Raw genomic sequence first — 13,875 nt, forward strand, 5'->3', positions numbered from 1 at the left:
CTTCGAATTCCCGCACATACCCTATTGGTTTACAATCAGACAGGCCATAGGGATAATAAAAAGTGCCGGGCTTGAGAAGGAGCCCCAACAGATTGTTGTGCTGGTATTTGAGGAAAAATACCATCTTGTAGGCACGCTTGGCATAAAAGAGATACTGAAGGGTTTGGAGCCGGTGTTTATTAAAATGTCTTCACAGCAAAATTCAGGGCTTGATGGCGACTTAGCTCTGTCTCTTGTTTGGGATACGATGTTTGATATGTCCAACAAGGAGTTAGTGCAAAGACCTGTAAGTGAAATCCTGGATCCCATAGAGCATTTCTCCGGTACGGATGAGCATATTGCTAAAGCCGCTTATACAATGCTCAGAAACGGTCTGTCTTTGCTGCCCGTGCTGGAAGATAAAAAGAAGCTGGTAGGAATAGTTACACTGATAGATATTTTTAATGAGTTCTCCGGGGCCGTGTGTAAGGGAGACATAAGATAATGCCGCAGAAGATTGTCAACGCCCCTTCTGGTTTCTCGCAGGCGCTGGGAGTATCGAGGCCAAAGGCCAAGACTGATTGGAAACGGGTGTCTTGTATCATTTTGGGTCTTGTAGTGTTTTTTGTGATTTACTTTGCTCCGGCGCTCCCTGACGCGGTTGACCCCTCAGGGGCGAGATTTTCATTAAGCACGCAGGGCAGGGCTGCCATCGCAGTGTTGTTGTTGGCAGCAATATGGTGGTATTTTGAGGTGCTGCCCGCCGGCGTTACTGCCCTTATAATGGGGGCGCTGCAAGTAATTTTCAGCATAAGAGACGCTAAAAGGGTTTTTAATGATTACATGGACCCGGCTGTTGTGTTCATTTTTGCCTCTATCATCATTGGGATGGCCTTTACCGGTACTGGGCTGACAAGGAGGATTGCATATAAAATCTTGTCAATCATTGGTGAGAATACATTAATGATATACGGGGGGACATTTTTCGTTATGGCCTTTTTATCTCACTTTATGTCAAACACATCGTCCTCTGCGGCCATATTCCCCTTGATATGGGCGATTTATTCTTTTTACAGGCGTGAGGATCTACCCACGAGGTTTGGAAAGGGTCTGTTTATGGGCATGGCCTTTTCAGCCGGGGCGGCAAGTATATTCACACTGTTTAGCGCCCCGCGGGCGATTTTATCTGCGGCGATATTCAAAGAGGTTCTACAGAGGGAGATTTCATTTGCCGGTTATACGAAATATATGTCTTTGATTGGTTGGATAACAATACTATTTATTTGGGTATTTATTGCCGTTTTATTCAGACCCAACAGGAAATCGCTAAGTGGATTAAGCGATAAGTTTAAAGAGCTGTACGCGGAGCTTGGGTCTATGACAGGTAAGGAAATTCAGGTTATGATTATATTAGCTTCAGTTGTGATATTACTGCTTATCAGCCGCAGCATAGCAGCGCTTGCGCAATTGGATAAGTCAGGGCTGATGCTGCTGTCTACGGCTCTGATTTTCATCTTTAAGCTGATGGAGCTTAAACACCTCGAGGATGTGCCGTGGAACATTGTATTGTTTTTTGGCGGGACGATGAGCATAGGATATTGCCTATGGGAGACAGGGGCCTCGGCGTGGATTGCCGTTAGCTGTGTTGCGATGACCGCAAAACTCCATTGGTTTACCTTTGTCATGCTGCTTGCCGTTGTGGTCGTAATTTTTTCCAATGTGCTGACAAACGCGGCTGCCGTTGTGATTATACTACCGGTTGGGCTTGTTATGTCCAAATATGCCGGCGTTACGCACGAGGCCGTTTTCTTCACCATATCTTTTGCGTCGGCGATGCCTTTTTTGCTTATCAGAAGCTCGGCATCCAACGCAATCGCCTTTGAATCGAAACAGTTTACTGCGCGTGAATTCTTTACTATAGGTATGATGATGAGCGTTGTTTTGTTTCTTATATTAGCCGCGGCTGTCCTGGTAATATGGCCGGCGCTGGGGATGCGTATGACTAATTAGCCAGCACCGGCCTGCGGTTTCTATATCTCTTTTTTTACCTTGGCCTTTTTCATCGAAAGTCCAAGCCCTTCAAACATGAAATATATCGCATACCCCCACCACATCGTATAGATGACGTAAAAGACAAGGAGCCCGGACATGACGCCTACTTTGTCTGATACCTTCTGGGACTCAATCCCGTAAAAGTTATATGCCGGTTCGACGGCCTTTTTCATAACTGAGCCGATTTCGTTGGACTGTTCTAACTTGCCATCCTTTTTTAACGCCTTGTCCATCTTGGAAAGCGCCTGCCACCAGTAATTGAGCACCTCTTTGCCGTCGTAGCCGTATGCGGCCTTTAAATTGCCTGAGTCATTGTTAAACATAGAGTCTGAGTCTTTTAGTATTACTGCGAGCAGCTTGCCGAGGTCTCCTGTTATCTTTAAGGTTAGTGCGTCCGTCTGGACGTCGATTCCGGCCTTTTTAAACTGCCCCGCGGCCTTTTCTACTACATCAGGCTTATCGAGCGTTATAGTGACGGAGAACTGTTTGCCCATGTTCTTGTCGTTAGCCTTTATTATCTTAGGGATAAAATAGGAAGACCCCTTAGAGAGTTTATTAAACATATCGTCTGAAAACACAAGCCCGTTTCTACCGTCGCCAAATACCGGTGAAAATATCAGTACCAATACCGCAAAAAACGATATTGCATATAAAGCGCCCAAGGAAAAAGCCTTTTTATTTTCTACTAACATAGCTTATGCCCCCTCTTTTAATTTCTTTATGTTGCCAAAGAACTTGCTGAATATCCACAACGCAAAAAATCCCACCACTACCCAGAAGATTATATCTCCAAAGGTTTCTATGCCGCTGCTTATTCCCTTTGGTATGTGTACGACCTCAAGTTCAGTAAGCTTTTTGGGCAGTGTCGCTACCCTGTTTATAAAGCCGGCCAGTATGGATATGGCATAAAACCCTCTGATATGAATCCCCTTGACGACCTTCGTGGTCATAGCCCCGACCTGAATGCCTATCAACGAGCCAAGCAGCATCCCCATTGCCAGCGAATAAAACACATATCCATATATCGCGTACTGAGTGATTGCCGCAAACCCAGCGGTAAATATTATCTGTAGAATGTCCGTCCCAACAGTGTTCATAGACGAGACGCCAAAGATGTAAACAAACATTGGAAACGTAATAAAACCACCGCCAACACCCATTATAGCGGCCATTATGCCTACGATAACGCCGCCTGCCGCGACGATGACGCCTGAGATCTTCCTACCCCCAGGCACATAATCTTCGTCAAAGGTTATCATCGGGGGAATGTTCATAGCCTGAACCTTTATCGTAACAGCCGGTGCGGCGGCAGGTGCGGCGCCGTGGGCGTCGCCGGTGTCCACACCCTTTCTTGACCTTAGAAAGTCAATAAGTGAATAAAACCCTAGAAATCCAAGCAGCGCGGCATAAATCAGACTTATAAATGCCTCACTTAAAAGCGGGTCATAGTCATACAGCCCCTTGTTTATAAATCCCCCAATGAGGGCGCCTCCGGTTGAGCCAACCAGAAACGCGACAGCCAGCTTTACCGAGACATTTCCCAATTTCTTGTGCACCGTCGTACCCATAATTGCCTTTGCAAAGATATGAAACAGATCAGTTCCTACGGCAAGAATTCCCTTGACTCCGGCGGCCATCAGCGCCGGGGTAATAATAAACCCTCCACCTGCCCCAATGCAGCCTGTAATCAGCCCTGCGGCAAGCCCGATGGCGATTGACACTACAAATATCTTCGTCGAATAAAACGCGGGGGCATATGCGGTCTTTGCCCCCAACATCCCACCGGCCTCCGCCATAGCCACAAGCAATATGGGCAGTATGGCGATGATAATCCAGAGCATCTTCTTCTTGTTTTTAATAATGCTCATAGATACCTCATAATCCCATTGAGCGTGGGCTATGGAGGCGCTCTTAAAAAACTCGTACAACCCTTTGAAGAAATTCATTAATACCTCCTGACTGAGTATGATATTGCCCTCTTTACAGGGCCTTCTTTATATATGCCTCTTTTATTGCCTTTGAAAGTACATCTATTTCAGGGGGTTTTCGCAGTATATCGAACACTCCTAGTTTCCATGCCTCCTCCTCTTCTGTTTCAGAGCTGTATCCGGTTAGTATCAGTACCGGAAGTTCTATTTTTCTTGTATTGAGCCATCGCATAACGTCTATGCCGTTTTTGCGCGGCATTTTCATATCGAGCACCAGAACATTAGGTACATGCTCTTTGAGGCTGTCAATGGCCTCTTGCCCGTCAAAGGCGATTGCGACTTTAAAGCCTCTCATTTGCAGCCGCTGAGACAGCACTTCTGTAAAGTCCTTTTCGTCATCAGCCAGCAGTATGTTTAATTGTTTCATGTATTTACTCCAATGCCCTTAAAATGGACAGCTCACCTGCATTTGTTTTATTTTCAGGTTAACGACAGCCCTAACGTTTACATACGCCGTTCACTTAACCATAAGGAAACACATAGCTGCAGAACAGGTGAACTACTTAGACAGGGGGACTTTTTTTGAGAAAGCCAGCCGACCTGCCTTAAAGGTATTATACTAATAATAGAAAAATATTTACACAAGTATTTTTTCGTTTTTTTTAAAATAAATTTGGGCTGGTCTCGGGGGGCAGTTGTCAAAGAATCAGCTGTATGCTTATACTATAGCAGCGAGGTGTGCGGCAGCTAAGGAGGTCTCTCAGATGGCACAACAGCTAAACGCAAGCATATTGATAGTTGACGACGAGGAGCAGTTCCTTGAAATGCTCTCAAAGAGGCTTCAGGCAAGGGGACTGCGTATAGACAGCTCTACGCACGGTGCCGATGCCCTAAGAAAGATTAACGAAAAGGACTTCGATGCCATTGTTCTTGACCTGTCAATGCCGGGAATGGACGGCATGGAGGTACTTCAGCGTATAAAGCATGACAATCCAGAGCTTCAAGTGATTATATTGACAGGGCATGCGACATTAGAAAAAAGCGTTGAGGCGATGAAAGGAGGGGCGGTGGATTTCATGGAAAAACCAGTCGACATGAATCTCCTGCTTGAAAAAATTGGAGGCGCCAAAAATAAAAAGGCGGTAATCGTTGATGAGAAGCTCAGACAGAAGATACAGGGCATTATTGAGACAAGGGGCTGGTAACTATTATTTTAGCGGAATTATGATATTAATCTCTCTGCCGTTTATCGTTACCGCGCGCATTGGTTTGAAATAGTCCGAGTCTTCCATGAAGTCAACAGGGATGCCGGGTGTTATGCTGATTATCGCTGAATCGTCTGTGTTGAATGTCTTTATATTGATGTGCGCGTTTTCCTCTGCCACGCGTGTTACGGCCTTGAAGACCAGCAGTTGAAGGGTTGACGGGCTGCCGGTTATAGCCGCCATATCCGCGGCGTAATCACCCTCAATCGTTATCCTCTTCTGGGCTAAAGCCCTGTGCAGCAGGGCAAGTACCTCTTTCACGCAGTCATTGACGCTCAACAAACAAAGCGCCGTGTCCATTCTGTGGCCGAAGGAGTTCAGGGCCTTTGCCATCTCTGATGATCTCTTTATCTGTGCGTCTATTGACTTGATAATATCGAGAATCTGGCCGGTCTCAGGAAGTGATTTCAGCGTTTCGGAAAACTCAATCATGTCGCCGAGAAGTCCGGCTGATTCGTTGATGATTGCGAGGTGGTTTTTCTGTTCATGCGTATAAAGAGAAAGTATTTTGCCGATAAAGGCCAGATGGTCGTCAGGGCTGAACTGGGTCATCACGCGGCTCCTTTTTTCTTTGCGAGCGCCTTGTTAACCTTCTCGATCAGGTCTTTTATTTCAATAGGTTTAATGATGTAATCGAAGGCAGATTTTATGACGTCCTGAGCTGGGTCTGCATGTCCTGAGACAATGATAATCTCGACATCCGGGACAGCGTCTTTTAGGGTCATTATCATGTCTTTGGCATCCATGCCGGGCATAAAGAGGTCAAGCAGGATAACATCAGGGCGGTGGCTCTCTATGGCTGCTGGCGCATCTTTCGAGCTATATACTGCCGCGGCGTCAAACTTTCTCAAATTCAGGCGTTCGACAAGTGCCGATGCGTAGTCCTCTTCGTCGTCAATAATAAGCAGCTTAACCGGCGGCATTAGATTCCTCCTCATTTGAAAATAAAGGCAATTCGATTATGAACGTTGTCCCATTGTCTATCTCACTTTCAACGGCAATTGAGCCGCCGAGTTTTCTGATAATTCCATATGAGATAAAAAGGCCTAATCCTGTGCCCTTGTCTTTTTCCTTTGTAGTGTAAAAGGGTTCAAATATATGTTTTACGCGGGACTTTGGAATGCCTTGTCCGTTGTCGCTTATGAAGACAGCGACCGTTTGAGAATCTTTCTTCTTTGTTGACAACTCTATGACGCCTTCTCTTGCTACGGCGTCAACGGCATTATTTATGATGTTTAGAAATACCTGCTGAACCTGGCCCTTATCGGTCTTTATCTGAGGCAGGTCAGGGTCAAGATTGCGAACTAATTTTATGTCTCTGAAGAGAATCTCCTTATCCAGAAAGCTAAGCACCTCTAAGAGTGTCTCATTAAGGTCTATTAGCTCATAGGCCGTGTCCATGCGGCGGGCAAATCCCAGCAGCCTGTGCGTGATTGTGCGGCAGCGGGTTACCGCGTCAAGGATACCGTTTGTCAGACCGATGAATTTATCCCTGTTTTTCATATCGTCTATCATGGATTTAAAATCTTCTCTGCCCTCGGCCATTTCCAGAATATCTTTTATCAGGCCTGCCCTCTGGCCGATTATTGACAGAGGATTGTTTATCTCGTGGGCAACGCCGGCTGCAAGCCGCCCTATAGAGGCCAGTTTCCCTGAGTGTTCTATCTCTGATAGGGCCTCTTGCCTTTTTTCGTCGGCATCCCTTATCCAATTGACCATAGAATGCGCCATTTTAACAGTGATGACGATAATTATCAGGATGCTTATCACAAATATCGCAATTAGTTGATTGAGAAAAGATTTAGCGGTTGGTGTCTGTGCCCTCGACTTTATGATGGCTGACAGTATCCACGGTGAGTCTTTTATGTAGGCGTATGCGTAGATAAACGGTGTACCATTAGGAAGTTCCTGTTCTGAAACGTTGACGCCATGTTGAAGGTATGGCATTTTTATATCGGAATATTTTAATACATCGCCGTGAAATCTCGAAGGAGTTTGCAGAATTCCCTTTGGTGTGACGATAAAGGCGTCATCGTTGACATTGAGATTGAACGTTGAGATAAGCCACTGAAGGGTCTTGATATCCACAGTAGCGCGCAGTATCCAAAACCCGTTGGTCTCTGGTATGGCGGTTTTCACGGCTACGGCAAAATGCGGATTTCCTCTGTAACCCATGAATACCTCGCTTACACACGAGTCTTGCACCTCAACCTGTTTGAACCATCCCTGGTCTGAATAGTTCTTGCCTTTTAAGTTATAAGGTCCCGCATAGGAGCGCATTATACCCATTGAGTCTATGACGCCTAAATCGACGGCGTCACCAAAGTCTTTCTTGAAATTGCTGAACAGATAATAGAGGACTTTCTGGTCAAGGAGCTGGTCGAATTGGTAGCCGGAGGCAAGAAAACGCAGGGCTGAGACCTTTAGGTTGATAAAAAACTCTATCGAGTTTTTTGTATTTTCCATCTGCCATCGTGTCTGATTCTGAGTCTCTTCATTTAAGAATCTCTGGAGCCAGAAATTGCTTACGAACAAAACGATTAAAAGAAATACGATAGAAATCGTAACAAGCAAAATGACGATACTTATCTTCAGACGCAAATACCGCAACGGGCTGGTTATTGACGATGGGCTGACAGCGGTGTTGTGCCTGCCAGATTCTATGGTCCTTGTGTTTTTCATGTCTTGTTAAACCTGTCCATTGCAAATAGTTTGTCTGTTGCCATCAAAGCTCGGTGCGTGCTATATTAAAATAATTCCGCTTTAAATTACAAACGATAATCAGTGTATTGTCAAGTTAGGCTCAGTCATGGCAAAGGCATCAACTAATGCGATTATCCTCGCACCACCTGTTGACTTTAATCAATACATCAGTAGTATAATATCCAAGTGAGAAATCTTGCGATTTGGAGATAAACTAATATGGCAATTATAGCGTTATTCAAGGGGGCGTACTGTTTAGGTAGCGGTTTTGATAGAAGACTTGCCCAAAGGAGTGGTTACTCTTGTCTAACTGAGGCTGACGTTATCAAGCGCACATCCGAGAGATTTAATGTTCCGGCGGCAAAACTTATTAAGGCATTATATCACAAACCATCGGTGTTTAATAACTTTACACAGGAAAAACAGAGGCTCCTGACATATATTCAAGTCGTGCTTTCAGAAACCCTCCCCGATGATAAGGCCATATACGAGGGATTCTCAGCACATCTGATTCCAGTTAACATCTATCATGTTCTTCGCGTTTGCGCTATATCCGATATACTAAACAGAAAACTTGAAGCGGCAAGGGCTGAGAAATTATCTGAGCACGATGCCGCCATAAAGATTCAAGCCCATGATAACGAATTATTCAGCCTTACGCAGTTCCTTTTTAAGAAATCCCCGTGGGAAAAGACCCTATATGATATTCTTCTACCCACTGATAAGGTCTCGGAAGAGGAGGCGCTATCAATTATCATGGAAAATGCCGAAAAAATTACCATGGAAAACGACGCCGAGCAATCTCGTGATATGGCGGACTTTAAACTGGCCTCAAAAGTAAGGCTGCGACTTGTGGAAAATGGTCACGACGTAATTGTCACCTCTAAAGGCGGCGAGATAACTATTACTGTAAATAAACACACGCTGCGGCTGAAAAAATTAGAGGCGGAATTAACCCATATTGCAGTAACCGTCGATGGTGTAAAGTTGGTAAGTGTCGTACCTGGTCCAGATTTTAATGATGAGATTTACAGAAAATATGACATTGAGCTGCCATCAAAGGTGCTTGTCGTTGATGATGAGAAGGATTTTGCCCTGACCCTCTCTAACAGATTGCAGCTTCGCGATATAGGGACTGCCGCTGTGTTTAGCGGGGAGGAGGCACTGGGCTTTGTTGATGAGGAGACGCCTGAGGTCCTTGTGCTTGATTTGAAAATGGATGGCATTAGCGGTCTTGATGTCCTCAAGGAGATAAAACGAAAAACCCCTCGAGTGGAGGTAATAATTCTTACTGGACAGGGCACTGACGCCGATAGAGATGCGGCCATGTCGCTTGGGGCATACGCATATTTTGAGAAACCATTTGATATAAATAAACTATTAACAACAATAAAAGACGCTCATAAGAAGGCCAGGAGATGACCACAGATGTAATGACCACGATAATGACCACTCATATCCTGAATAATACCGCATTGGGATACGTCTGACCACACGGCATACGTTCCATTCCAAATCCACCTTTTAATTCTTTATTAAAATTCTCCGCATCCCCTCTCTGATTATGCCACTGGATTACTTCATATCCTGTCTTTTCTTCCTCTAACCAATTTGTCGCTATTACGTGGATGAAAATATCTGCCCTGTATGCCTTTATCTGCTTGCCTCTTGGCATTCGATTCTTACATGCTGTGTAAAACTCTTTCTGCCCAAATGCCGGGGACGCATTACCCTCTCTGAACTCGTCATATATACACAGCTTGGACTCATACAAAAACCAAGCATTGGCATATCCCTTATTGCCCTTATATGTATAGTTCGCATCATCCTTAGCTATTATCTTCGTGGCGTCTGCATCTAACGTGTATTCTTTTATCCCATCTCTCTTTAGCAGCCCCTTTTCCTTACCTTGTCCAACAGCCCCCCAAAGCTGGGGGCGACTGGCTGGTTTTCTATTATGACACAGTATGTTGTCTGGAATGACGGATTATGGGTAAATTCGCTATTCCTTGGTGAGAAAGTATAGTCAATATGTCGTTGAGTGAGGGGCGGGATATAAAAAAGCTGCCTTGTAGCCGTGATAGCGGCAACAGCTGATTCATCACGATGTACTTCTATATAATGCGAGGTTGCCACGGGACAGGGCGCAGCCCGGTATAACCCCTGGCCGCCCTGTTTGTAAACGGTTTTCTCTAATTAAACAATATACCCTTTAGCTGCTTTACACCTTTTTCATCTGTAAGATATGTCAGGCTTGCCTGAAGCCCGGCTGTGTTGCCATCTGCCTGCTTCACTTCCAATAGTTGATAGAACGTTCCCTTTTCATACAGCTCACGGAAGGCCTGCCTCTTATCGCTATTGAGCAGAAACACAGTATCAACCTTTTTATCTTTAATAGCGTCAATGTTATCGTGTTTGAGGAGCTTCAGACCAGTCTTATTAACCGCCACGATGTTTTCTGAGGCGTCAACGACACAAATTCCCATTTGGTAGCTGTCTATGAACTGCTCCAGCAAATCAGACTGATATTTCCATTTATCTATTTTTGTCTTAATCTTCTTGCTGTCCTCTATCATCTTGTTCATAAACTCGTCGGCATTATACATCTTGATTAAATGCTCGACAGTTTCGACAAGCTCAGGCTCATCCCAAGGTTTATGTATGTACTTATTGACTGCCCCTTTGTTAATTGCGTCAACTGCAGCGTCGATATCGGAGTACCCTGTCAACAGGACTTTCTTACATCGGGGTTTGATCTTATTAACCTCTTGCAGGAGCACCGCCCCTGTCATAATCGGCATTCTTTGGTCTGAGATGACTACCGCTATTTCCGTCTCTTGTATTATATTTAAAGCCTCAACCCCGTTGGTTGCGGTCTTTACATCGTAGGTATCCATAAATGTATCGTACAACGAATCCAATATATCCTGCTCGTCATCGACACACAGTATAGCCTGCTTCCCCTTGTCCGCCACTGAGCAACCCTCCTTAATACAATTAAACGCCAGCTTTCGTATTCATACATATGCATAACAAAGCTTAATAAGCCTCTCTGCCCATGAGACTTATACCACATTACTTTAGTATAAAACTCTCTTGATTGTATTATCAAGCATTAAAAGAGTTTTTGTCAAGCAAAATTATCTCCATGTGTGATGGCAAATTGTTGCAGATGGCATTGATAAAATGCCTTAAATAATGTCACAATAAAGCGTATGAAATATATTGTGCTGATAGGCGATGGAATGGCCGATATGCCACTTGAGGCCATTGGAGGGATGACACCGTTACAAAGGGCGGTTACTGCCAACATGGATGCCCTTGCATCAGGTGGAATTTATGGAATGGTGAGGACTGTGCCTGAGGGGTTTCCACCCGGCTCAGATGTTGCAAATCTGAGCATTCTGGGCTACAACCCACGCGATTACTACTCCGGCAGGGCACCGCTTGAGGCGGCAAGCATGGGGCTGCCGCTTGACAAAGATGACGCCGCCTTCAGGTGCAATCTCGTATACCTTGATTTCACACAGAAAGAGACATTAATGGCCGACTACAGCTCCGGACACATAACCTCTGAGGAGGCCAGAGAGTTAATCCTGGCGATAAACAGGGAATTGGGCATTGATTCAATACAGTTTTACCCGGGCATCAGTTACAGACATTTGATGGTCTGTAAAAATGGCCCAATAGATATGTCCTGCACCCCTCCTCACGATATAACGGGAAGGCCGGTTGCCGCATATCTGCCGCAAGGGCAAGGCGCCGATGTGTTGTTAACCCTGATGCTTAAATCGCAGGAAATCCTCAAAGACCATCCCGTAAATATTGACAGAATCAGACGCGGCAAACCACCGGCTAACAGCATCTGGCTTTGGGGGCAGGGAAGGCGCCCGGCGCTGCCGCTTTTTAAGGACAAATACGGCATAGAAGGCAGCCTGATAAGCGCCGTCGATCTCACAAAAGGACTTGGCGTTTGCGCTGGACTTAGGATTATTGACGTTCCAGGGGCAACCGGCTACATCGATACCAACTATAAAGGCAAGGCCGCCTACGGCGTCAATTCACTCAAAGATAGGGATTTTGTGTATATTCATGTCGAGGCCCCCGATGAGGCTGGGCACTCCGGTAGACTTGACGACAAAATCCGCGCCATAGAGGACTTCGATTCTATCGTTGTCGATGAGGTGCTTAGGCTGCTCAAAGACGCCGGAGACTATAAAATCCTTCTGATGCCTGATCATCCAACCCCAATCGCACTGAAAACCCATACAAACGCCTCAGTGCCGTTTGTTATATATGACAGCCGCGCCGTTAAGACTAATAAAATCTCATATGACGAAGGTATAGGGTCATTGAAAGATGCCTTGTACATCGATGAGGGCCACACGTTGATGAGTTACTTTATTACTGGAAAACGATAGACCGCCCTGCCTGTTTCCCCTCAGCGCGACGTGAAGACCTCAATGACCGTCCAGATAACTGTTTAAGTTTCTTGTAAAATTAAGTTTCTTGTAAAAAAATAACCGGGCGGCTGCCGCCAACCCGGTCATTTCTATCTGACTGCTTTTCGCTATCTATTGAGTGTTTTTTGATATTATCTTTTTCCCCTCTTCGATAGTTGATGACAGGGTCTTTATCCCTTCGTCAAGCGTCGAGGAAATGGTGCTTTTCACGTCCGAAAGATAGGAGCTGCTCATTTCGACCGCCTTGCTTATTTTTTCTTCTGTGTCTTTTGTCAGAGTCAACAGCTCTGATTTCACGTTGTCAGGCACGTCCTGAAGTTCTGTTCTGACCTTTGTTACGAAACCAGGCAGCGTGTCGTCGACCTTCTTTACCACTGCGTTTACGTTATCTACGACATTGTTATATGACTCGCGAATCTTCGCCCTGGTCTTATCTCCTGCCTGCGGTGCAAACACGAGACCTAGGGCGGCGCCAGCTACGCTTCCAAACAATGTTGCCACGGCAAGCAATGCCCCCGATACTCCCTTTTTGTCATCCTCTTTCATCTTCTCTGTCCTGTGGTCTGTCATCCGTGCCTCCTTTTTTCTTTTCACCTTTAGTAAATATCCCTATGGTCGATTTTATCACCGCAATAAGGCCAGATAGCTGACCAAGCAATTTAGTCACGTACTTGGACGAGTCTTTAAGAGTCTCGACGAGTTTTCTGGCGCCTGAGCCAAGCTCCTTTAACGATGCAATAAGCTCCCTCAGAATCACAACCATTCCGTCAACTGTAGATAATATCCTGTTTGCCACTCTGACAGTATTTACCACTTCGGTCGAAAAATCCTTGATTGAACAGCTCGTCGTCCTAATCAAATCAATAATCGATCCTATCATTCTGGCCAGCTGAATTAATATCGGCACACTGCACAGCACAATGACAGCCCAGAGTATGAATAGTTTTATATCCACAGCCCATCCATTTTATTAGTCACGCCCCTCATTCATTTATCAAACATTTATCAACCTAATTCCATCATTGCTGTTTCAAATCAGCTGAAAAATATCTTATATACAGCAGCTATAACGCCATATCCGACGGGTCAGACTCCTCGTCATCGCCGTAGAGCTTGTTGGAGGCCGCTGTGATTGCCGCGTCATCTATTGCCTTAATCAGCGTGTCGCCTATGTGCTCGACCATTTCACGAAACTTACTTTTTACCGGCCTGAAAAGGTCGTGTTGTATGTCTGTTATCGTCTTTAATCTGTTATCGGAGGACTGCGGGTACAAAAGCAATGCCGCAGTGGCACCGACAAGGCCGCCTAAAAATGAACCTATCAGGATATAGCGTTTTACGTCCTTACTCTGGCCTTCTAATACCGTTAGATCCGTCACAGATTGCCCTCCTTGTTTTTATAGCCATGTAAGGTATGATAGCACTTGGGCAGCCCTGCTGTCAAGGAAGGCGGTAAATAATTCTACGAGGTATTTTATTTGGGCT

16 protein-coding genes are annotated in these 13,875 nt (G+C 45.3%); 5 read left to right on the top strand and 11 right to left on the bottom strand.

Going from position 1 to position 13,875, the window contains the following annotated elements; genetic code table 11:
- Together AB7D94_RS12820 and AB7D94_RS12825 are read left to right on the top strand one after the other, a co-directional pair.
- The coding region (locus tag AB7D94_RS12820) for a CBS domain-containing protein (RefSeq protein ID WP_420266281.1) at window positions 1–484 on the top strand (484 nt) is incomplete at its 5' end.
- Window positions 484–1,989, top strand: coding sequence for an SLC13 family permease (locus AB7D94_RS12825; protein ID WP_420266282.1), 1,506 nt, complete (start codon window positions 484–486; stop codon window positions 1,987–1,989). The genes AB7D94_RS12820 and AB7D94_RS12825, both read left to right, overlap by 1 nt.
- Window positions 1,990–2,009: 20 nt before the next feature.
- Here AB7D94_RS12825 and AB7D94_RS12830 read toward each other — a convergent pair whose 3' ends face one another.
- Genes AB7D94_RS12830 through AB7D94_RS12840 form a run of 3 tightly spaced genes read right to left on the bottom strand, consistent with a single transcriptional unit; the run spans window position 2,010 to window position 4,386 of the window.
- The gene (locus AB7D94_RS12830) at window positions 2,010–2,723 is read right to left on the bottom strand and encodes a hypothetical protein (RefSeq protein WP_420266283.1); all 714 of its coding nucleotides are present in this window, start codon (window positions 2,721–2,723) and stop codon (window positions 2,010–2,012) included.
- A 3-nt stretch (window positions 2,724–2,726) separates the two neighbouring features.
- Window positions 2,727–3,977, bottom strand: coding sequence for a sulfite exporter TauE/SafE family protein (locus tag AB7D94_RS12835; protein WP_420266284.1), 1,251 nt, complete (start codon window positions 3,975–3,977; stop codon window positions 2,727–2,729).
- A gap of 34 nt (window positions 3,978–4,011) precedes the next feature.
- Window positions 4,012–4,386 carry a response regulator gene (locus AB7D94_RS12840; protein ID WP_420266285.1) on the bottom strand — a complete coding sequence of 125 codons (375 nt, stop codon included), beginning with the start codon at window positions 4,384–4,386 and terminating at the stop codon, window positions 4,012–4,014.
- A gap of 337 nt (window positions 4,387–4,723) precedes the next feature.
- On the opposite strand from AB7D94_RS12840, the gene AB7D94_RS12845 reads away from it, so the two are divergent.
- Window positions 4,724–5,164 (top strand): response regulator, encoded by a 441-nt coding sequence (locus AB7D94_RS12845; protein WP_420266286.1) that lies wholly within the window; start codon window positions 4,724–4,726, stop codon window positions 5,162–5,164.
- Window positions 5,165–5,167: 3 nt separating this feature from the next.
- Here AB7D94_RS12845 and AB7D94_RS12850 read toward each other — a convergent pair whose 3' ends face one another.
- From AB7D94_RS12850 to AB7D94_RS12860, 3 genes are read right to left on the bottom strand one after another with little or no spacing between them, the layout of a single operon-like run.
- Window positions 5,168–5,779: a hypothetical protein gene (locus tag AB7D94_RS12850; RefSeq protein ID WP_420266287.1), complete on the bottom strand. Its 612-nt coding sequence runs from the start codon at window positions 5,777–5,779 to the stop codon at window positions 5,168–5,170.
- Entirely contained in the window at window positions 5,776–6,147 is a 372-nt protein-coding gene (locus tag AB7D94_RS12855; protein ID WP_420266288.1) for a response regulator, read from the bottom strand. The genes AB7D94_RS12850 and AB7D94_RS12855 overlap by 4 nt, the downstream gene beginning before the upstream one ends.
- A complete protein-coding gene (locus AB7D94_RS12860; RefSeq protein WP_420266289.1) occupies window positions 6,134–7,906 on the bottom strand; it encodes a sensor histidine kinase in 1,773 nt (590 codons plus the stop codon). Before AB7D94_RS12860 ends, AB7D94_RS12855 begins: the two co-directional genes overlap by 14 nt.
- A gap of 240 nt (window positions 7,907–8,146) precedes the next feature.
- Here AB7D94_RS12860 and AB7D94_RS12865 point away from each other — a divergent pair, with 240 nt between their 5' ends.
- On the top strand, window positions 8,147–9,349 hold the full coding sequence (locus AB7D94_RS12865) for a response regulator (RefSeq protein ID WP_420266290.1): 1,203 nt from the start codon (window positions 8,147–8,149) through the stop codon (window positions 9,347–9,349).
- A 31-nt stretch (window positions 9,350–9,380) separates the two neighbouring features.
- Here AB7D94_RS12865 and AB7D94_RS12870 read toward each other — a convergent pair whose 3' ends face one another.
- Window positions 9,381–9,602: a hypothetical protein gene (locus tag AB7D94_RS12870; RefSeq protein ID WP_420266291.1), complete on the bottom strand. Its 222-nt coding sequence runs from the start codon at window positions 9,600–9,602 to the stop codon at window positions 9,381–9,383.
- Window positions 9,603–10,119: 517 nt separating this feature from the next.
- Window positions 10,120–10,902 (bottom strand): response regulator, encoded by a 783-nt coding sequence (locus AB7D94_RS12875; RefSeq protein ID WP_420266292.1) that lies wholly within the window; start codon window positions 10,900–10,902, stop codon window positions 10,120–10,122.
- Between the two features lie 240 nt (window positions 10,903–11,142).
- On the opposite strand from AB7D94_RS12875, the gene AB7D94_RS12880 reads away from it, so the two are divergent.
- Entirely contained in the window at window positions 11,143–12,348 is a 1,206-nt protein-coding gene (locus AB7D94_RS12880; protein WP_420266293.1) for a cofactor-independent phosphoglycerate mutase, read from the top strand.
- Window positions 12,349–12,501: 153 nt separating this feature from the next.
- Here the strand turns inward: AB7D94_RS12880 and AB7D94_RS12885 are convergent, their stop codons facing one another.
- The 3 genes from AB7D94_RS12885 to AB7D94_RS12895 form a co-directional block, all read right to left on the bottom strand.
- Entirely contained in the window at window positions 12,502–12,960 is a 459-nt protein-coding gene (locus tag AB7D94_RS12885; protein WP_420266294.1) for a YtxH domain-containing protein, read from the bottom strand.
- Entirely contained in the window at window positions 12,923–13,345 is a 423-nt protein-coding gene (locus AB7D94_RS12890; RefSeq protein ID WP_420266295.1) for a hypothetical protein, read from the bottom strand. Before AB7D94_RS12890 ends, AB7D94_RS12885 begins: the two co-directional genes overlap by 38 nt.
- 109 nt (window positions 13,346–13,454) lie before the next feature.
- Window positions 13,455–13,769 (bottom strand): hypothetical protein, encoded by a 315-nt coding sequence (locus AB7D94_RS12895; RefSeq protein ID WP_420266296.1) that lies wholly within the window; start codon window positions 13,767–13,769, stop codon window positions 13,455–13,457.
- Window positions 13,770–13,875 lie beyond the last annotated feature (106 nt).

The sequence above is a fragment of the Candidatus Magnetominusculus dajiuhuensis genome, from assembly GCF_046044395.1.
In the GTDB taxonomy this organism is placed as follows: domain Bacteria; phylum Nitrospirota; class Thermodesulfovibrionia; order Thermodesulfovibrionales; family Magnetobacteriaceae; genus Magnetominusculus; species Magnetominusculus dajiuhuensis.